Origin of the sequence: Chitinophaga ginsengisoli (genome assembly GCF_003014595.1) — a bacterium.
In the GTDB taxonomy this organism is placed as follows: Bacteria; Bacteroidota; Bacteroidia; order Chitinophagales; family Chitinophagaceae; genus Chitinophaga; species Chitinophaga ginsengisoli.
The window spans coordinates 144,705-165,001 of the sequence record NZ_PYGK01000012.1; the positions used below are offsets into that span (position 1 = coordinate 144,705).

The 20,297-nt window shown below is 46.1% G+C and carries 20 protein-coding genes; 5 read left to right on the forward strand and 15 right to left on the reverse strand.

From position 1 onward, the window contains the following. Positions 1 to 10: 10 nt before the first annotated feature. From CLV42_RS24285 to CLV42_RS24310, 6 genes are all read right to left on the reverse strand, one after another. Entirely contained in the window at positions 11 to 946 is a 936-nt protein-coding gene (locus CLV42_RS24285; RefSeq protein WP_106604523.1) for a GNAT family N-acetyltransferase, read from the reverse strand. After that, positions 927 to 1,844 (reverse strand): EamA family transporter, encoded by a 918-nt coding sequence (locus tag CLV42_RS24290; protein ID WP_106604524.1) that lies wholly within the window; start codon positions 1,842 to 1,844, stop codon positions 927 to 929. Before CLV42_RS24290 ends, CLV42_RS24285 begins: the two co-directional genes overlap by 20 nt. Positions 1,845 to 1,885: 41 nt before the next feature. Next, a complete protein-coding gene (locus CLV42_RS24295; protein WP_106604525.1) occupies positions 1,886 to 3,292 on the reverse strand; it encodes a pyridoxal phosphate-dependent decarboxylase family protein in 1,407 nt (468 codons plus the stop codon). A gap of 709 nt (positions 3,293 to 4,001) precedes the next feature. After that, positions 4,002 to 4,538 carry a methylated-DNA--[protein]-cysteine S-methyltransferase gene (locus CLV42_RS24300; protein ID WP_106604526.1) on the reverse strand — a complete coding sequence of 179 codons (537 nt, stop codon included), beginning with the start codon at positions 4,536 to 4,538 and terminating at the stop codon, positions 4,002 to 4,004. Positions 4,539 to 4,717: 179 nt separating this feature from the next. Continuing rightward, complete coding sequence (locus CLV42_RS24305; protein WP_106604527.1) at positions 4,718 to 5,713, reverse strand: DNA-3-methyladenine glycosylase family protein; 996 nt, start codon at positions 5,711 to 5,713, stop codon at positions 4,718 to 4,720. A gap of 251 nt (positions 5,714 to 5,964) precedes the next feature. Further along, complete coding sequence (locus CLV42_RS24310) at positions 5,965 to 6,495, reverse strand: ArsR/SmtB family transcription factor (RefSeq protein WP_170117631.1); 531 nt, start codon at positions 6,493 to 6,495, stop codon at positions 5,965 to 5,967. Positions 6,496 to 7,140: 645 nt separating this feature from the next. Between CLV42_RS24310 and CLV42_RS24315 the strand changes: the two genes are divergently transcribed. Beyond that, entirely contained in the window at positions 7,141 to 8,568 is a 1,428-nt protein-coding gene (locus CLV42_RS24315) for an aminotransferase-like domain-containing protein (protein ID WP_106604529.1), read from the forward strand. Positions 8,569 to 8,640: 72 nt separating this feature from the next. On the opposite strand, the gene CLV42_RS24320 is transcribed toward CLV42_RS24315, so the two are convergent. The 8 genes from CLV42_RS24320 to CLV42_RS24355 all read right to left on the reverse strand — a co-directional run bounded on the left by CLV42_RS24320 (position 8,641) and on the right by CLV42_RS24355 (position 15,731). After that, on the reverse strand, positions 8,641 to 9,756 hold the full coding sequence (locus CLV42_RS24320; protein ID WP_106604530.1) for an ABC transporter permease: 1,116 nt from the start codon (positions 9,754 to 9,756) through the stop codon (positions 8,641 to 8,643). Continuing rightward, complete coding sequence (locus CLV42_RS24325; RefSeq protein WP_106604531.1) at positions 9,753 to 10,859, reverse strand: ABC transporter permease; 1,107 nt, start codon at positions 10,857 to 10,859, stop codon at positions 9,753 to 9,755. Before CLV42_RS24325 ends, CLV42_RS24320 begins: the two co-directional genes overlap by 4 nt. An 11-nt stretch (positions 10,860 to 10,870) precedes the next feature. Next, a complete protein-coding gene (locus CLV42_RS24330; protein ID WP_106604532.1) occupies positions 10,871 to 11,614 on the reverse strand; it encodes an ABC transporter ATP-binding protein in 744 nt (247 codons plus the stop codon). Continuing rightward, a complete protein-coding gene (locus CLV42_RS24335) occupies positions 11,607 to 12,530 on the reverse strand; it encodes an ABC transporter ATP-binding protein (RefSeq protein WP_106604533.1) in 924 nt (307 codons plus the stop codon). Before CLV42_RS24335 ends, CLV42_RS24330 begins: the two co-directional genes overlap by 8 nt. Before the next feature lie 2 nt (positions 12,531 to 12,532). Next, positions 12,533 to 13,465, reverse strand: coding sequence for an HlyD family secretion protein (locus CLV42_RS24340; RefSeq protein ID WP_106604534.1), 933 nt, complete (start codon positions 13,463 to 13,465; stop codon positions 12,533 to 12,535). 18 nt (positions 13,466 to 13,483) lie between these two features. Further along, the gene (locus CLV42_RS24345; RefSeq protein ID WP_245901725.1) at positions 13,484 to 14,725 is read right to left on the reverse strand and encodes a TolC family protein; all 1,242 of its coding nucleotides are present in this window, start codon (positions 14,723 to 14,725) and stop codon (positions 13,484 to 13,486) included. A 52-nt stretch (positions 14,726 to 14,777) separates the two neighbouring features. Beyond that, positions 14,778 to 15,386, reverse strand: coding sequence for a TetR/AcrR family transcriptional regulator (locus CLV42_RS24350; protein ID WP_106604535.1), 609 nt, complete (start codon positions 15,384 to 15,386; stop codon positions 14,778 to 14,780). Positions 15,387 to 15,461: 75 nt separating this feature from the next. Next, complete coding sequence (locus tag CLV42_RS24355) at positions 15,462 to 15,731, reverse strand: ArsR/SmtB family transcription factor (protein WP_106604536.1); 270 nt, start codon at positions 15,729 to 15,731, stop codon at positions 15,462 to 15,464. Positions 15,732 to 15,877: 146 nt separating this feature from the next. Between CLV42_RS24355 and CLV42_RS24360 the strand changes: the two genes are divergently transcribed. Continuing rightward, positions 15,878 to 17,335 (forward strand): aminotransferase-like domain-containing protein, encoded by a 1,458-nt coding sequence (locus tag CLV42_RS24360; RefSeq protein ID WP_106604537.1) that lies wholly within the window; start codon positions 15,878 to 15,880, stop codon positions 17,333 to 17,335. A 44-nt stretch (positions 17,336 to 17,379) separates the two neighbouring features. Here CLV42_RS24360 and CLV42_RS24365 read toward each other — a convergent pair whose 3' ends face one another. Further along, positions 17,380 to 17,988 (reverse strand): MarR family winged helix-turn-helix transcriptional regulator, encoded by a 609-nt coding sequence (locus tag CLV42_RS24365; protein ID WP_106604538.1) that lies wholly within the window; start codon positions 17,986 to 17,988, stop codon positions 17,380 to 17,382. Positions 17,989 to 18,270: 282 nt separating this feature from the next. Here CLV42_RS24365 and CLV42_RS24370 point away from each other — a divergent pair, with 282 nt between their 5' ends. The 3 genes from CLV42_RS24370 to CLV42_RS24380 are packed head-to-tail and all read left to right on the forward strand — an operon-like array spanning position 18,271 to position 20,245. After that, positions 18,271 to 18,780: a hypothetical protein gene (locus tag CLV42_RS24370; protein ID WP_106604539.1), complete on the forward strand. Its 510-nt coding sequence runs from the start codon at positions 18,271 to 18,273 to the stop codon at positions 18,778 to 18,780. Between the two features lie 23 nt (positions 18,781 to 18,803). Continuing rightward, complete coding sequence (locus CLV42_RS24375; RefSeq protein ID WP_106604540.1) at positions 18,804 to 19,466, forward strand: hypothetical protein; 663 nt, start codon at positions 18,804 to 18,806, stop codon at positions 19,464 to 19,466. A gap of 38 nt (positions 19,467 to 19,504) precedes the next feature. Next, the gene (locus CLV42_RS24380; RefSeq protein ID WP_106604541.1) at positions 19,505 to 20,245 is read left to right on the forward strand and encodes a sensor histidine kinase; all 741 of its coding nucleotides are present in this window, start codon (positions 19,505 to 19,507) and stop codon (positions 20,243 to 20,245) included. Positions 20,246 to 20,297 lie beyond the last annotated feature (52 nt).

The window sequence follows — 20,297 nt, forward strand, 5'->3', positions numbered from 1 at the left end:
AATCGTATCTTTATAATATTATTTTCACCTGAGTGAGGTGGTGTTTTAAATGCTCTAAATAATCTATCACCACATATTCCAGTGTGACAGGTTCGTTCTCATTAATTTTTATCAGATGTTGCAGTGCCTTCGCGGGTATGGCGCGTATAGTCAACGCCAGATGCTTATTCATTCCCGCCCATAAATCAATCAGTTCCTGCCAGCTGCTGAACTGCCAGGCTTGTCCTCTTACCCAAAAATCCTGCGCATATCCAGGAATCTCCAACAAAGATATCTGTTGGGATCGTATAAAACGAACATTATTATTAATTGCTGAATCAATCAGATGTCCGATTATTTCTTTTGGGCTCCACTTACCTCTGCTAACCCGCTCTGCTGCTGTGGTTTCAGGGATTTGTTTTAAAAGTGGCACTGCTGTATTTATTGCATTAATTAATCCGTCGGCTATTGCATACAGTCTGTTTTCCTCACCAAATACTATTTCCATCTTGATGGTGCTCCGTTCGTAGCGCCCTTCTTCTACTGGTATTTCCCGGAATCCCAGCTTCTGATACATGTTCAGCGCCACTGCCAGTTTCGTATTAGAGTACAAGACAACTTTTTTCAATCCCTTCCTTCTGGCCACTTCCAAAATCCCCTCTGCCAGTTTCCAGCCTATCCGGTGTCCCTGATAAGCTTCATCAACAGCCATCTTCGTCATTTCTGCCGTTTCTGCATCTATAGATTTTAACGCTACAGTACCTGCAATTGTTTCACCTACCATTGCAAAAATGATATCTCCTCCCTTTGCGATAATATGTTGCTCCGGTTTACCAAGCACATCTTCGTCAACAGGTTCTACTGTAAAGTATTTTTCTATCCACCACTTGTTCAGTCGCTCGAAATGCGGCTGATAAGCTGGTATATAGTCAACCAGTTTTACTTCATTATTTTGTAGTGGTGCCATATTGTTGTTTGTTTTTATTAACAGCCTTGTTAACCATATATACACCTCCCAGCGTTACCAGGCAGGAAAGACCTGTTACCCAGTTCAGGTGCTCCTGCAGGATCAGCCACCCCAGTAATACTGCTACTATCGGATTGATATAAGCATATACAGAGGCCAGCGAAGGCGGCAGATTATTCAACACGAACACATAAGATGAATAACCCAGTATTGATCCTATAAAGATCAGGTACAACAGACTGCCCCACAATTCTATATTGAATCCGTCTAACGGTAACGACTGTCCCATCATCGTTGCAACAATCGTCATCACAATACCGCTGAATAACATCTGGAAACCCGCGCCATAAAGAAAGTTAATCTTCAGTGCCCAACGTGCTGTCAGCACAGATCCTATCGCCCAGCTGATACAGGCTATCAATGTCAGAAAGATCCCAAAGCGGAAATCCGGATTCGTCAGACTGGACAAATAATCATAGAAGATCCCTCCTACGCCCAGCAATCCGATCAGCATGCCTGCTATCAGCATTATCGTAAACTTCGTGCGTTGTACCAGGAAGTAACTGAATATAGTTATCCAGATAGGCACTGTTGCTACGATGATGGCGCAAAGTCCGCTGGGTATATATTGCATCGCCCATGTGATCAGACCATTGCTCAGACAGAGCATCATCACACCGATCACAAAGAGTCGCGACAAGACAAATTTTTCCGGAACCTTATATCCCTTCAGCAAAAAGAAACTTGTTAAAAGTATACCGGCAATTGTCTGCCTGATTCCCGCTAGCATAAGACCATGCATATGGCGAACACCGATCCTGGAGGCCAGGTAAGTGGTACCCCAGAAAATACTGACTACCACCAATGCCATATAGGCATTCGTGTTTGACTTTTTCATACTCCGAAGTTGTTATGGTTGTGAATGATATCTATGGAAGCCTATTTTACCATTAATGTTGCTACCTGCTGTTTTATTTCTTCCCACACAATAGCAAGGTCCTGTGCTGTTGTACGCCAGTTCACCAACGCCGCGCGGATAGCCGGCACTCCCTGGTAAACTGTTGATGTCAACATTACTTTTCCACCATCGTCCAGGACTTTCAGCAAGGCATCAGTAGCTGCCTGCTTCTCTTCATCGGCCACATTTAATGTAAAACAGACAACACATAGTCTGACAGGCGCCAGTAAACGGAATGCGTCATTCTCTTCTATCAGTGTTCCCAGCTGACGCGCCAACTGTATATTATTATTCACAATATCGGCGTATACATCTGCACCGTAGGCTACCAGCGAATACCAGGCGGGCAATGCGCGCAGGCGTCGCGAGTTTTCGGGTGTGTAGTTGCTATATTTAAAGTCCTTCGCGGGATCTCCCAGGTAGGCGGCTCCTGCATTCTTAAACGTATCCAGTTGCAGTTGCGGATGACGCGTGAAGATCATCGCAGCATCATAAGGAACGTTCAGCCATTTATGTGCGTCGATGGTGATACTGTCTGCCGCTTCCCAGCCGTTCAGCAAATGTCTATATGCAGGCACACAGGCTGCGAAGGCACCGAATGCGGCATCTATATGTAACCAAAAGCCATATGTTTCTTTTAGTCTGGCGATGGCTGCGAGGTCGTCAAAGTCTACCGTATTGACAGTGCCTGCGCTGGCTACGACGATCAATGGTGTTCCTTTGTGTGCTTTCAGATATGCTTCCAGTACGTCAATATCAATCGCTTCTCTTTCCGGCAGACTGGATAACTTCAGTATGGCATTTCTTCCGAATCCCAGCATGGCGAGTGACTTTACCGTACTGGAATGTGGTATGCAGGAGATGATCCTCGCATTTGCCAGTGCCGCCATTCCTTCCTGTGCTACGTCTACGCCCAGTTGATTTCCGAGCCATTGTCGTGCGATGGCGAGCCCCGCGAAATTAGCCATAGTAGCGCCTGTCACAAAGCATCCGGAAAATGCATCCGGCAACCCGAACAGTTGCCGGAGCATTGCAATTGTTTCCGTTTCTATCTGTAATGGTGCCGTATCCTTATCCGCGGCATTCATATCGAAAACTGCTGTTAGCCAGTCGCCGGCTATTGCCGGTACTGTTGCACCACCTGTTACAAATCCCCAGTTTCGTGGGCCGCTGTTGCCGGCGAGGTGTCGTCCGTAACGTTCTCTGAATTGTAACAGGGCGTTCTTTGCTCCCATTCCCTTTCGTGGTAGTTCTAAACGCTCGAATGTAGCGCTGGCGGCTTTCACCGGCAGTGCGTCTAATCCTGATAAAAAAGATACGCTGTAGTCTTTTACTTCTTGAAGGAAGGCGTCTACTTTGTTTAGATCCTGGCGTAATAACTGATTCATCTGAGGTTGATTTAACGATTAGGGAACGAGACTTCAAAATTGGAATAATTTCGGGATATAAAACAGATTCAGTTTTGTAATTTTTGACCAGATCAGATTGGGATTTTGGCAGCTTGATTAGTTGATGGTTTCGGAATGTTTTGATTTGTTTTTTTTAGGAGTTTTGTTTGGTTACGGTTTGTTTTTGGTGGTGCGGCGCCGGTTGACCGTGCCGCGTCGACCGTGCCGCGTTGACCGTGCCGCTTGGGTTTTCAGATGAGAGATTCCGGGCTGTACCCCTTTTCGATCCTTGCTATTGAGCTTTATCAAGCGTGGTTGGCTTTGGGATTTTTATTAAACCCCAGTTAGGTCGTCTCAGCATCTCAAAGGGCTAAGGCCCTGCATCTCCATCTGAAAACCTGTCGCTTCACTACGTTCTTCTTATAAAAAGAGCGCCAATAATATTGCTTATTATTGCCTGTTCAACAAGCTATAATCAGTGATACTCAATTCATTCAGCCGTTGTAGTGCTATCCTTTATATTTAGTGCTCCTAATCTCTATTCTGATTTTAATTCTCATCTTCAATGTTGTTTAATCCCGGTCCTACAATACTTCTGTTTGATTACCCCTCTCTGTTATTTATTTATCCTCCACCATCTCTTATCAGAATACCTTATCAGAATACTATATCAGAATAACATACCAGAATACCATACCATAATAACATATCAGAATAGTTCCAATGACCCAAACTTTTGCTTTATCTCATGTTCCAATAACCACTTCTTACGCCAGATTCCTCCTGCATAACCCGTAAGCGAGCCATCACTACCTATTACCCTATGGCATGGTACGACAATCGCTATTCTGTTCTTGCCATTTGTAGTGCCTACTGCCCGGATGCTTTTCGGATTATTGATCCGCTTTGCCAATTGCATATAAGATATGGTCTGACCGTATGGGATCATTGTCAGTTGTTGCCACACTGTTTGTTGAAACTCCGTTCCAGGTTGTGCAATAGGAAAAGTGAATTGCTGCAGACTTCCGGCGAAGTAGGCTTCCAGCTCTGCTACGCATTGTAACAATGTATCCGGTAATGGATCATGTGTAACGGACATTCCCTCTTTGAAAGTCAAGGTATTGATGGCATAAACATCACCGATAATAGTAAGTGGTCCTACCGGTGTGATAATTGTATGTATATATGATGACAGCTCTGCTCCTGTATCTGATGGTATATTTGGTGGTATGTGAGATGTAATCATATTATTCAGTATTATCTGGATGATGATAGTTAATTATATAGTCGCTTATACAGTCTTTATACAGTCTTTATACAGTCTTTATACAGTCTTTATACAGTCTTTATACAGTCTTTATAGAGTCTTTATACAGTTCATTATATAGCCTATTAAATAGCCTTTATTATTGACGCTATACAGTTTCAGTAAAGCGACCGCCATAAATAAAATGTGGCATATGCTGCATGTTCTTTCCAATGCTGTGTATATGCTTTTACATCTGCCAATGATGGTTTTGAAGACAATTGTAGTTGATGTTTCAATGCGTTATGTAAGCCCGCATCTTCCAACGGTAATGCCTGGTGATGGCGGTGGTGTTTCATCAATACATAGTTAGCTGACCAGTTCCCGATCCCCCGGAAGGATATCAGATGTTCTCTGGCTTGCTGATAATCCATATGTTGCAGCTGACCTGCCGTCAGATGTCCGTCTGTCATGGATTGGGCCAACCGGATAATATAATCTGCCTTACTGCGCGAGAATTGCATACTGATCAGGGATGCCGGCTCTAATGCAGCAATTACGGAAGGATGAGGATACACATAATGGTCTTTCCCATCAATAACGGCATGATGCCCAAATGCCTGAATAAACCGTTGACGCAAGGTATAAGCAAAACCCAATGTGATCTGTTGTCCGGTAATACTCCATGTCAGCGCCTCAAACAGATCCGGGATACCGATCAATCTCAATCCTTTATAGCGCTCTGCCAGAGAAGCCAATACACTATCCTTTGCCGCAAAGTCATAGAATGGCCGCAGATCTGCATCCAAATGCAACCAATGACTGATATACCGTCGTATATATTCCTCATCTATGCTTGTTCCCACATCTGATCGATTCAGGGCATCCAAACCATCAAATCGCAATCGTTTCAATGTTTTCAATCCATTCAGGCCCTGTAACTCGTCGCCTTTGTTTGCACTCCTAACAAGCGCACGCAATCCCTTCGATGCAGCGTCATCACTGATCTCTACCAGTACCGGCTGACCATTCGATACGATCATCTTCTGCACTACCCCATTCTCCACATAATGAAGACACTCCTTTTCCGAACGGCCCAAAAAGACCAGGCATTCCGCAAAAGAAAAATTATCGTGATTAGTAACCGGTATATTGACAACTATCTGTTGACCCATGAATGTTCTTTAATAATTAGATAATCAGCGCTGATCTTAGTGACCCATACTATACTTTATACTACTACCTATGTTATGCTCTTCTGCTATTAGCTTATATTATGCGCTATACAATACACTTATATTATGCAGTTATATTATGCAGTTATATTATGCACTTATACACTGCGCTTATGCTATGTACTTATATTTTGCATGTACTGTGCATGTATTGTTGGCATCACGCTACACTATTCATACCGTGCATTATCCTATGGCTTACAACGTTTACAGGCCCGATAACCATTCTTTAGAGCTTCATCTCTCGTAAGATAAAAAGTCACATTATCGGGCTTTGGATTTGCAGAACAGGACGGCTTACAAAAGATCCCGGTTGTGCGTACTGCATTATAGAACAGGCCGTCGAATTCCTTATCCTTACTCAGCATGGCCTGCAACATCACAGGATGTGTCAGGGGAGCACCTTTCTCATAAGCCGTTGGTTCAAGAAAGACGCCATGATCATTCTCTAATGATTGTTCTCCCCATTGGAGATAGGCATCCAGCCATTCTTTCAGGGAATAGAATGCTGTCTTATTAAGATATCCGTACCGTTCTCTACCTGCCTGATAGATCTTTATCCAACCGCTCTCTTCCAGCAATTGCAGATGCTTGGATACTGCCTGCCGGCTGATATCACCAAAATGCTCATTGATCTGATTCACATTCAATGGCTGCAAACGTAACAGGGAAAGGATCTCCCTGCGTACCGGATCGGCTACGCCTTTAAACAGTTCCTCCATTATGCAATTTTTTAGTTGCATAAATTTATGCAATTTTCCAGTTGCGCAAAATATTTCCCCACTCGATTTCAAAACTCCGCAAGAAAACGTAGTTGTTCGGACCGCCCTCCTCCTATCGTAACCTCCAAGTCGCGGACGGTTCCAGGGGGAGACCAAAGGGCCTTAGCCCTTTGAGATGCTGATGCGATAAACCAGGGGTTTAATAAAATTCTAAAAGCCAAACACGCCTTGATAAAGCCCAATAGCAAGGATCGAAAAGGGGTACAGCCCGTGGTCTCACCTGGAACCGCGAGCTACTCCCCTACATTACAAATCTGAGGATGACGGCAATTACAACGGACCGCTTTCCTCCTATCTCACCCTCCAAGTCGCGGACGGTTTCAGGTGGAGACCAAAGGGCCTTAGCCCTTTGAGATGCTGATGCGATAAACCAGGGGTTTAATAAAATTCTAAAAGCCAAACACGCCTTGATAAAGCCCAATAGCAAGGATCGAAAAGGGGTACAGCCCGTGGTCCCACCTGGAACCGCGAGCTACTCCCCAAACAAACCCCATCCCCATAATTATTAGAACACTCCTTCACCGCAACAACAGCCAAAACCATATCAGATTAATTTTCCTTACCTTCGAACCATATCAGATCGCCATGCTAAAAACAGCCGAACATCTCTACCTCCAGATCGCCGACAAACTGGAACAACTCATCTCCAAAGATGTACTAAAGATCGGGGACAAACTCCCCTCCGTCCGCACCATGAGTGAAGAACAAGGCGTGAGTATGAGCACCGCCTTCCAGGCTTACTACCACCTGGAAGCAAAAGGACTGATAGAATCCCGCCCGAAATCAGGCTATTACGTAATCTTCAGTCCCCGCAAGATGCCGGAAATGCCCAAAGCATGTGAAGCCGTAAAAAAGCCCTCAGAAGTGACACTGCATGAAATGATCACGCAGGTATCCCAGGATATGAGCCTACAGAATATCACACGGTTCGCTTCTGCAGCCCCACCAGAAGCATTATTGCCCGCAGCGAAGATATCCAAGGCGCTGATACAGGCATTGCGTAAATCCCCCAGCGCAGGCATCGCATATGAGCCTGTACAGGGTAACGCAGACCTCCGCCGGCAAATAGCCCGCAACTCCATTCTCTGGGGCGGCGCTATCAGCGAAGAGGATATCGTCACCACCAACGGCTGCATGGACGCTCTGACCCTCTGCCTCTCCGCCGTCACACAACCCGGCGACACGATCGCACTGGAAAGCCCGGCATATTACGGTTCCCTGCAACTGGCAGAAAGCCTGGGATTAAAAGTACTGGAAGTGCCTACGCACGCCGCTACCGGCGTAGACCTGGAATACCTGGATAAAGCGATCCCTAAATTTAAAATTAAGGCATGCCTGTTCGTTACTAACTTCACGAACCCACTGGGCGCCTGTATGCCTGACTGCAATAAACAGGAACTTGTCAGACTGCTGGAAAAACACAATATCCCCCTGATCGAAGATGATATCTACGGAGATATGTACTTCGGCAAGGAACGCCCCGGGGTATGTAAGACATTTGACACCAGCGGACTGGTACTGCTGTGCAACTCATTCTCCAAATCACTCGCTCCGGGATACCGCGTAGGATGGACCGCCCCGGGTAAGTTTAAAGAGAAAGTACTGAACCTGAAAAGACACCACTCTATCTCCTCTCCTTCCCTGCCCAGCGCCGCTATTGCCTGCTTCCTGGAGAATGACCGGTATGAGCATCACCTCAGGGGCATGAGAAAGAACCTGCATACGCAATATATGCGCCACCTGCAGGCGGTCAGGGAATACTTCCCGGAAGACTGCTGCGTATCCCGCCCGCAGGGAGGTTTTGTGTTGTGGGTAGAACTCCATCCAAAGGTAAATACCTATGAACTATATGAACAAGCGATAAAACATAAAGTCTCTTTTGCACCCGGCAGGATCTTCTCTCTGCAGGAACGCTACAACAACTGTATGCGTATCAGCTTCAGCAATCCCTGGAGCAAACAGATTGACGAAGGTTTAAAAACATTAGGAAAACTGATCCGGAAAATGTCGTAAATGGCAAGGCCGGGACAAGACTATCCCGGCCACCTGTTTAAACCTACAACTGTATATACTGTATAAAAAAACTTATGCTGTTTTACGATAGTTCAGGATCGCCCAGCCATTTAACACCACCGCAAATGCAATCTCATACAGGAACTGCATCTTAATATCACTGAAACGACTGCCTTTCAGTACGATCATCCTCACCACATCAATGAAGTGCGTAACAGGCGTCAGCTTCGCGATCACCTTCGCCCATGATGGCATATTATCCACTGAAACGAATAAGCCACTCATCAGCATGAAGATCATGATGAAGAAGAATGCTACGAACATCGCCTGTAACTGATTATCACTGTACGTAGAGATCAACAGACCAAAACCCAGCAACGCCACCAGGTATATCGCGAGGAAGCTATACAACAGTAAGAGACTGCCTACAGGAATCACTCCATATACATATCTCGCCAACAGCAGACCGATGGTAAAATCCACCATACCGATCACCCAGAAGGGGATCATCTTTCCGATGATAAACTGCCACTTCTTGATAGGCGTTACATTGATCTGTTCTATAGTGCCGATCTCTTTTTCCTTTACGATGTTCAGTGCAGCGACAAAACCTCCCACCATAGTCACCAGCAGCACCAGGATACCCGGCACCATATAGAGATGATAGTTCATCTCCGGATTGAACCAGTTGGAATAAGTCACATCTACAGTACCTGCTGCAGCCATCTTCGCTGGCAACCATTTCATGCGGATCTCATTGTTGAAGTCACCCAGGATGGTATTAAGATAAGCACTTCCCAGTCCCGCCTTGGTGCCATTGATAGCATCAGCGGCAACGTAGACAGATGCTTTGCTTTCTCTTACAAGGTCCGTTTCGAAATGTGCAGGTATCTCCAGAATGATGTCTGCTTTTTCCCTTTCTATCTGATGCAAGGCCGGAGCATAGTCCGTGTAATACCCGGTAATGCGGAAGTATCCGGAAGAAGCGATCTTCGATACCATCTGCTGTGTATAGGTAGAATGATCCCTGTCTACTACAGCCAGGTTGATATTCTTCACATCGAAATTCGCTGCCAGCGGCATGATCAACAGCTGTACCATCGGCATGATAAAGATGATAGGTAAAAGCCCTTTATCGCGGAATATCTGCCTGAATTCCTTCTCCAGTAATAGTCGCAGTGTTCTCATGACAAACGTGTTTTAAAGCTCTTAATACTGATCACCAGCAGCGCAGTGGTCATCCCCGCCAATACCAGTGTTTCCTTCCATATCACGCCTATTCCCAGTCCTTTCAGCATCACCGCCTTGATGATCACATAGAACCAGCGCGAAGGCACCAGGTTAGAGATGAGCTGTAAAGGCAGCGGCATATTCTCCAGCGGGAAGATGAAGCCGGTAAACAAGATGGTCGGCAGCATCATACCCATCATAGACACCATCATCGCAATCTGTTGTGTACGGGTAACGCTGGAAATGAGCAGTCCCAACGAAAGACAACAAATGATGAACAATGTGCTTTCGAGGAAGAGCAGTATGATATTCCCCCTGATAGGCATATCCAGTAAGAATACGCTCAGCAGCAGGATGATGATAAGATCGATCATGGATAATGCCAGGTAAGGCACTGCTTTGGCCAACACCACATAGGTAGGCTTAAAGGGTGATACCAACAGTATTTCCATGGTGCCCATCTCCTTCTCCCGCACAATAGATACGGATGTCAGTGTAGTACAAATGATCATCAGTACCAGCGCCATTACGCCAGGCACGAAATTCATAGAACCATTCAGTTCAGGATTGTACAGCATGCGGGTAACAGGCTCTATACGCATGGGAATAGCGGCTGTGGGATTGATCTGCTGCTGATAATCGGCAATGATAGCCGTGAGGTAATTGGTCAATGTTTTCGCTGTATTCGGATCAGCAGCATCTGCAATGAGCTGTATCTGGGCCGTCTGTCCATGCAGCAGATCATTGCCGAAGCCTATCGGGAATACCACGGCACATTTTACCTTTCCTTTTTTGAAAGACTTATAAATATCTTCGTCAGATAGGACGCTGGCGCTGATATCAAAATACTTACTGGCAGCAATCATTGTGGTAAGCTGTTGTGAAGCCACATCACCGGCATGATCTACAATGATGATCTCCGCATTCTTTATTTCCGTTGTCAGCGCATACCCGAACAACAGGATCTGCATGACCGGCAATCCGAACAGGATCAGCAAGGTGCGCCTGTCCCTGAATACGTGGTAAAATTCTTTTCTGACAAATACCATGAACTGTTTCATGTATATCCTGTTTAATCGGCAGAACGTTTTGCGGTCCTGGCCAGTGCATAAAATACCTCATTCATAGAGGCAGCATCATACTGTTTCTTGAGATTGGCTGGTGAATCAAGTGCATCGATACGTCCGTCTACCATGATGGAAATACGGTTACAGTATTCTGCTTCATCCATGTAGTGTGTGGTGACAAACACCGTGATACCATTAGCGGCTGCATCATATATCAGGTCCCAGAACTGCCGGCGCGTTACCGGATCTACACCACCGGTCGGCTCGTCCAGGAATACGATCCTGGGCTGATGAATAATAGCTACAGAGAATGCCAGTTTCTGCTTCCATCCCAGCGGAAGACTCCCCACCATCATCTTTGCTTCTTTTTCCAATCCCAGTTTGGTGATCAGCTCATCTCCCTTTTCTTTTAATTGTTTATCCGACAGCCCGTAGACACCGCCATAAAAACGGATATTCTCTCTTACCGTGAGACTCTCATATAAAGAGAATTTCTGGCTCATATAACCGATGTTACGTTTGATGGCTTCCTGCTGTTTGAACACATTATAACCGGCTACTGTAGCCTCTCCGGAAGTCGGATAAGACAAGCCGCACAACATACGCATAGCTGTCGTTTTCCCCGCGCCGTTTGCGCCAAGGAAGCCAAAGATCTCCCCCTTGTCAACATCAAAAGAAATATGATTCACCGCAACGAAATCGCCGAAACGTTTTGTCAGGTCTTTACAGACGATTGCCTTTTCACTCATGAGTCGATGTTTTAGCAATAAAACAATCTTCTATATCTGGCGTGATCTCTTCAATGCGAACACCCTGATGTCCTTTACTTTCCAGCCAGGATAATAATCCTGCCGGATGCTCCTTTCCTTCCTCTTTAAACGACAGATGCAACTTATCTCCCGCGGCATAACATAAGCTGATGCCTGCATACTGCCTTGTATCCTTTAAGAGCAGGTGTACTTTCGGCGCTGTCAGCGCATACAACTTACCCGGATAAGCTTCGATGATTTTAGCCGGTGTGTTAATAGACAATATCTGACCGTTCTGTATCAGCGCAATCCTTTCACAGAGGCTGGCCTCATCCATGTAAGGCGTAGATACCACTATCGTGATGCCTTCTGCCTTCAGGCGTTGCAGCATCTCCCAGAATTCCTTGCGGGACACGGCATCCACACCGGTAGTAGGTTCATCGAGGAATAGTACTTCCGGCCGGTGTATGAGTGCACAGCAAAGCGCCAGCTTCTGTTTCATACCACCCGACAATTTCCCTGCACGCCTGTTTTTGAAAGGAGCGATCTGCTCATAAATATCTTTGATCAGCGCATAGTTGGCCGCTACGGTAGTACCAAACAGCGTGGCAAAGAAATGCAGGTTCTCTTCTATCGTTAAGTCCTGGTAGAGCGAGAACTTTCCCGGCATATATCCCACGCAGCTGCGGATCTCATGGTAGTTTTTTACCACATCATATCCTGCTACGGTAGCACTTCCTTTATCTGACAACAGTAAGGTGGTCAGGATGCGGAAGATGGTGGATTTGCCCGCACCATCAGGACCTATCAATCCGAACAGCTCTCCTTTTTTTACTGAAAAGGATACATCCTGTAAAGCAGGTGGTCCTTCTTTGACATACGACTTACTGATATGCTGCAGTATGACTGTATCCATGATCAATGGAATTGAGTGATAGCGAACATGCCTATTTTAAGATAACCATCATTGGGAACACGGATCTTGATGGCATACACCAGGTTCGCGCGTTCTTCTTTTGTCTGGATGGTTTTAGGCGTAAACTCTGACTTACTGGATACATAAGAGATCACGCCGGGATAGGTTTTATACTTCTTCTCCCCAGCATCGATCAATACCTTTACAGATTGTCCCAGTTTGATCTCCGGCAATTGTGTACCGGTGATATATGCTTTCAGCAGCAGCGTGTCTGTATCTGCTATTTTATACAACGCTTTCCCTATTACCGCCATCTCGCCCTGTAACGCATATCTTGCCAGCACGGTGCCTTTCACCGGATTCACAATCACTCCCTTCCTGATCTCATCATCATAGCGGTCCAGCGATTTCTGCAAGGGACCTTTTTCACTCAGCACACTCCTGTTCCTGTCAGCAACACTGGTTTCATTGACGGTTAATTGCTGTCGTGTAACAACCAGCTGTTTCTGTAACTGGTCTACTGCTGCGTTGATATCATCCAGTTGCTTGGGTGTGGCCGCATCTGCCTTTACCAGGTTCTCTGTACGTTGTTGTTCATGCAGTAACTGCTTCAGCTGGGACTCCTGCACAGCCAGTTGTTTGCGTACCAATGCCAGTTGTGGCTGCGGATCTGTGGTCTTTTCCCTTAAAGCAGAGATAGTAGCTTCTGCCTGTTCTTTCTGGATGGTAAGTCCGTTGACGTCTATCTGTCCCACTACGGCGCCTTCACGCAGGGTGTCTCCTTCCTGTGCAGTAAATGACAGCAGCTGTCCGTTCTGCTGTGCAGACACGATCACTTCATCTGCTTCAAAGTTGCCCGAAGCATCTGCTTCCGTTTCCCTGCCGGAGCAGGCAGCCAGGAAGAAAAAGATCAGGGGAATTGATAAGTATTTCATATATCAAACGACGATTTATTAGTTACCGGATGTGTTTCTGTTATTGTATTGTACCTGCAACAGCTGGATCTCATGCAGGATAAGGTTTTGTCTGGCCTGGCTTTCAGCGTTCACATGACTGATATAATCATGCGAAGTGATCACCCCATTTTCCAGTTGTGCGACAGCAGCCTTCTTTACGGAAGTACGCAATGCGATGATCTCTTCATCCTGATGAATAAGGTCACTATACTGGGCGGCTTCGATCTGCTGACGGGTCATGGTAAGTTTTGTATCGAACAGGAATGTCTCTTTGCGTACATCCACGTCCTGCTTACTGATGTGCAACAGCTGTTTGCTGTTCTTATTCGTATAAAGGCTGCCCAGTCCCCAGCTGAAGCGGATACCTCCCAGCGCATAGAAGCCGAATTCGTTACTTACAAAGTTCAGCGTAGGCCGTCCGTAACTACCCTGTACAAAGGCGCTGACCTTAGGCAGGTAGTTTACCTTCAGCTGCTTCTCCTGTACCTCATAACTGCGCTGCTGGTAGTCGTACAGGAGCAATTCCGGGCGACGGATCTCTGCAGGCATGGTGGTCGGCGCAGGTCTTGTGAGCAGGGCCTGATCATCCAGTGGCTGATTGATGAACAGCGCCAGTACCTGCAGGTAACCTTGTCTGCTGGCTCTTAGCTGCACACGCAGCTGCTCAGTATTCAATAATTCCGCCTTCAGTTCATCCAGGTTACTACGAAGAGCCGTACCATTGTTAACCGCTCCTTCGGTTTTGTGTATCCCGCTCCGGATGTCTTCCATCCGCAACTCGTTCTGCCGCAGTTGCTCGTCAATCAGCAGGATGCCGAAAAAGAGCTGACTTACCCTGTCCTTTATGTTGTACAGGTTCACCTCCAGTTGTTGCTGCTGAATGGCGGTATTGGCCTTACTCAGCTCTTTCTGATAATGGATATTCCCTCCATCGAAGAGGGTCTGCGATACTTCCGCCTGTACTTTATACTGGTCCTTACTTAATTGAGGAGCACCCGGGAAGGGGATCTCTACTACCTGCGACTGATACGTAGCCTGCCCGGAGAAGTTAAGCTGCGGCAGATATCCTTTGGCGGCATTCGCCACCGTATAATTGCCGGTCCGGCTGATCAGCTCCCGCTGTTTGATCAGCGGATAGTTCTTTTGCGCCAGCTGGTAGCAATCCTCCAGTGTGAGGACTGTCTGCGCCATAAGGGGCGTAGTGCATAACAGCATGGCCCATACGAGATACTTCATCATTTGCTAACTATTTATTTTAACCATTTGGTTAATTACAGTTCAAAAAAAAGCCCTAAGGCTTTAACCAGGCGATGATGACATCACCCACCAGTTTTTTACGTTCTTCCATCAGCAGATTAAACTGTACATTATCCTGCTGGAATACGCCCTGTATAAGGGGCCGCGCTACAAAGGGGAAGATGCACATGGAAACTATATTCATGAATAACTGCACCGGACTAACCTCCCTGATGAGCCCCTTTTTACCTGCTTCAATGATCTCTTTCATAAAGAGCATAATGTCTGGAAAGGCAGGCTGTGAGCTGATCCTCTTTACCATCATCTCCGGTTGCTGATTGATTTCATTCAGCACAAAGATGGGCAGATACGGCGTTTCAGCAATGTTGGCGATATAATTTTCCACCAACGTCCTGATCTTCTCTTCTAATGGCATAGGTCTGTTCAGGATAGCGCCCAACCGGCCTATTACTTTTGAGAATGCCTCATTAAATACAATTTCAAACAGCTTTTCCTTACTCCGGTAGTAATAATGCAACATGGCTTTGTTGATCCCCGCTTCATCTGCAATATCCTGCATACGGGCGCCGGCCAGGCCACGCTGTACAAAAATCTTCTTGGCTGCTTCTATGATCAATTCCTCTGTATTTCTTTCTTGTGCCATTTAAACTACTTGATTTAACCATTTGGTTAAACAAAGGTAATGGGTGCAGAACAATCAGCCAAATAAAAAATAAAATCAGCTTAGCTGCCCGAAAAAGGAAGAGAGGTGTTTCATCATCTCTTTATTAATGGTTAACTGAACATTCCGGCCGGTCTTGTCATAAATGAGGAGCCCACTATCTACCAGGATCTTAATGTGGTGAGACACAGTGGGTTGAGACAAACCAGTAAGCTCTGTAATGTCACAGCATTGAATGGCGGATTGCCGGGACGCTGCCAGTATAATGGATAACCGGTGCTTATCAGCAATAGCATTCGCTGCTTTCTCTATCGTAACTGCATCCATTCTGTAAAAATAGATATTTTTCGATGTCTGCGAAAATCCCGACAGCCCTTAGCGGGCTCATACTAATATTTATTTTTTCCATTAACAAAAATTAACAACCGTCTGGTGTAGCCTTGCGTATATCAAAGGATACCTTATTGCCAGCTATGAAGAGTTACAGACATGTGCAGATCCAGCTGTTGTTTAACAGCAAAGAGCCTATATATCAACAGATCAAAGCGTATATCATCAATGAAATAATGCGGGGAAGGCTGCTACCAGGGGCTTTACTGCCAGGCTCACGTGTGCTGGCCCAGCAATTGAAAGTGAACAGGAATACGATTATTCTTGCCTATGACCAGCTTACCGCCGCAGGGTGGCTTACCTCTCATTATAAGAGCGGCACCCGGGTAAGCGATAGTATGCCGGCAGGACAGAAAGGACCACCGGGCCAGGAAACTCCTCCGAAGCCCTCCTTGCATATCCCTTTCCGTCATGTGAACATCTCCCTTTCTCCATCCAATCCCAGCGGTAATTACGATATCATATTTGACGATGGCCGTCCCGACCTGAACCTCATCCCTGTTGCCGAGATCAGCCGGGAATGCAAGCGACTGTTCCAGCAGGACAATCAGCGACAGATCTTCACGAATAATACCGACAGGGGAAATGAGCTGCTCTTGCAGGAAGTGAACACCATGCTGAATAATGACCGGGGACTGGCGGTGACTACGGAGAATATCTGCATTACCCATGGCATGCAGATGGCCTTATACCTGACAGCACAGACCCTGCTATCGCGGGGTGATCATGTTGCCGTTGAGCATCCTGGTTACCAACCTGCCTGGCAGGCCTTTAACATAGCCGGGGCACAACTGCATTACATCCCTTCCGGTCCGGAGGGGATCAATATTGAGAAACTGGAAGCATGCTGCCGCAGCACTCCTTTAAAGGCGCTGTATATTACACCACATCACCAGTACCCTACTACTACCACGTTATCAGCAGAAAAGCGTGCGGATTTACTGGCATTAAGTAAACGATACAAGTTCGTGATTATTGAAGATGATTATGATCATGAGTATCATTTCCATACACATCATATTCCGCTGGCGGGTATGGAGCATGTGGATAATATTATTTACATCGGATCGGTGATGCATACACTGCCGATCAGTTTTGTATGCGGACCGGCAGCCTTTATCAGCTCCCTGTCTGCATACCGTAGTGTAGTAAATCATGAAGGCGATCCTATCTTTCAACAAGCTATTGCCAATCTCATGGCGGCAGGCGATATCCGCAGGCATATCCATAATACCAGGTACGTATATATGAAAAGGCTGGAACTGGCCAACAGTATTATACATTCCATCTTTGCCGGACAGGCGCATTATACTCGTCCGCAGGGAGGACTGGCCATCTGGCTGCAATTACATAAACAGGTGGAAGCTGAACAGCTGCTCCGGAAAGTACAGTCTGCCGGTATGAACATGGTCAATCCCCTCAGTTATTATACATCACAGCACAGCCACATCAGCGGTCTGAGACTGGGTTATGCTTCATTGGAAGAACCCATGATCATTAAGGGTTTGGGAAAACTGGCAAAAGTGATACAACAGTTATAAATATCCTCTATCGGATATTGATATGATATAGCTCTTTTCAATGGCTATGATAACGTAGAATGATACAGACAATCTATCTGCAGTTCTGCTGATTCCAGCTTTCTTTGTAACAGGCGGCATCCGTGTTGTCTTTTCTTATTTCCTTCATAGTGGGCGCAGTTGTAGCACATACGCTGCATACCTCCTTTCTCATTACTCAGTCCGGCGATGATCGTATAAACAGACTGATAGAGATGCATTTTCTCCCGTGCAGGTTTTTTCCCTACAATAGCGTACAGTTCTTCTGTATACTTTTCAGCCTGCTCCAGCACTTCCTGGCCGGTATCGGTCAGGAGGAAGGAATAGCTACGCCTGTCTTTCAGGTCTTTCTCAATACGCAACAGCCCTTTGCTGACCAGCGCAGCAGCGGCATCACTGATAGTAGGACGGCTTAGTTGCAGTTCCATTGCGATGTAGGCTACTTTATTAACTGCGTCAGTATGATGCCCGGTGAAAAGCAATATCTGTAATTGTAAGGGTGTGATTCCCAGGATCCTTGCCTGTTCCCACTGGATAGCTTTTAGCATGTCGCTGAGCCTTTGTAAGGATAATAACAACCGCGCATCCAGCGAGGTTAGTTGCTGCTCAGGACTAAACCCTGATGTTTTTTTCATTGTCAATGTAAAAAGGAGCGCAAAAATAGCGCGCCTTCATTACTTGTATAAGTACCAGATATTAGTTTTTTTTCAATATTCTGGCCCGGTTCCTCCGGTACGCTTTTTTGATTTATCTTTAGCGCATCAGCAACACCCCATTACATCACGATGATTTCACGCACTGTCACGAGCACGAGTATATATCAGGTATTTATACGTTTTATTTTCAGCAATTCTACCCGGCCCATTTCCGGTCCTATCTGGTAGCTTACATATTCAATCATCATAAAACCGCTATTTATGGAGCATCGTAATTTTCTACGTTTCTTTTCTGCTGCCGTCCTCATAGCAGCACTTACAAAATGTACCCCTCATCATGAGCAGCAGAGAGACATTCCACTGGACAAGGCCAGGGCACTTGTACATGTGATTTCGATCGATGAAGCCCGCAGCCTGCGTCAGGGTTTCCTTGTCGGCAGAAAAGAACTCCAGCGTAAATTACCCGGCAACTATCTTGATAGTGCATTCAATATTCCGGAGGGGGAAACTTTTAACCGGGATGCCATTGCCGCTATACTTAATGCAAAAGGTGCACAAGGCCTCCGTATCTATATGGGTAAGGATGAAAAAGGCCAGGTAAGAATGGTATTGCTGCCGGTGGATTCTTCCGGTACCGACATTCTCACCACACTGGTATCCCGCGATAAAGCAGCCATTATACCGGGCATTCAGCCAGCCAGAGCGTCATCTCTTGAACAGGCCATGGAAAGCGGTCAACGTTGTCCGCCACTCTGCAAAGCCAAACTATAATAACTGTTATCATCCTGTTCCTGATGAATAATTTAGGCGCTTTTCTGGTGAGCCAGCTGGTGATAATTCCTTTAGTGATAGGGCTGATACGCTTTAACAGGACCGTTCCAAGCTTTCAGCCCTTTCTCCTGCTCCTCTCGCTGGCTTTCCTTTCAGAAACGATCAGTTTCATTTGTATCAGCGTACTGGAAACCAGCAATGCAGTTCCGTCGAACCTCTACGGACTGGCAGAGTCCATTGTGATCGTCTACCAGTTCTTTGTATGGGGCACCCTAAAACGAAAGCGGCTGCTTTTTATCGGATTGCTGTTCGGTTTTGCCGCTGTCTGGATCACTGAAAATATCATCTTCAATAAACTGGAAGCCTTCAGTCCCTATTTCCGCGTCACCTATGCTTTTGCCACCGTGCTGCTCAGCATCAATGAGATCAACTACCTCATCGTAAAAGACAACAAATCCCTCTTCCGGAATGCACGATTCCTCGTCTGCCTGGGCTTTATCATCATCTTCATCTACCAGATCATCTATGAGGCATCGCTGTTCATCGGGTCAGACACTGTGCTGTCGTTACGGATCATTTTTATGTTTAATTATATCAACGCTTTTGTAAATTTGATCTATGCTATAGCAGTTTTATGCATACCTGTTAAATCATCCTACTACTTTAACAAACATTTTGATGCATAGCATACCGGCAACCTGATGCCTCAAAATGATAATACCCCATGGACGATAAAATATTCTATATCACGATATTTATTTCAGTGCTGATAGCGGTCATTATCCTCTTCTTCGTGGTATCTATCGTATTATATCACCGCCGTTACATACAGCTGCAGCGGGAGCGTATTACAGCTGAGATCACCATCCTGGAGAATGAGCGGAAAAGGATCGCAGCAGACCTGCACGACAGTATGGGGCCCTTACTGTCAACCATCAAACTGAACATTCATAGTATTGCCGTTGCCGATGAACGGGACCAGCAGGTCATCGCAAAATCGTCCAGATACATTGATGAAGTGATCCGTGGTCTCCGGCAGATCTCGCACAATCTCCTGCCCGCCACACTGGAACGCAAAGGACTGACGGAAGCACTGCGTGAATTCATCAGACAGTTATCCGATAAACAGCCCCTGGAAATAAAGTTCCATACCTCCGGAAAGATCGATATTCGGCCCGAAAAAGAGATCCATATTTTCCGCATCATCCAGGAGATCGCCCACAACACGCTGAAGCATGCAAAAGCCACACAGCTGCAGATCGCACTCACCAGGGAACATGGCTTTTACCTGATATTGATCAAAGAGAACGGGATCGGATTTGATGTCAAAAAAGCCAGAACTGAATCGTCCGGACTGGGAATGAAAAGCCTGGACATCCGTACAGACATCCTGGGCGGCTCCTTATCCATTGATTCCGTGCCGGGCCAGGGCACCAACTATTTCGTAAAAATTCCCGAGGGATAATGTAACTTTATTGCTGAAATCTCAGAGAGACAACTCCATACCCCAATTCTTA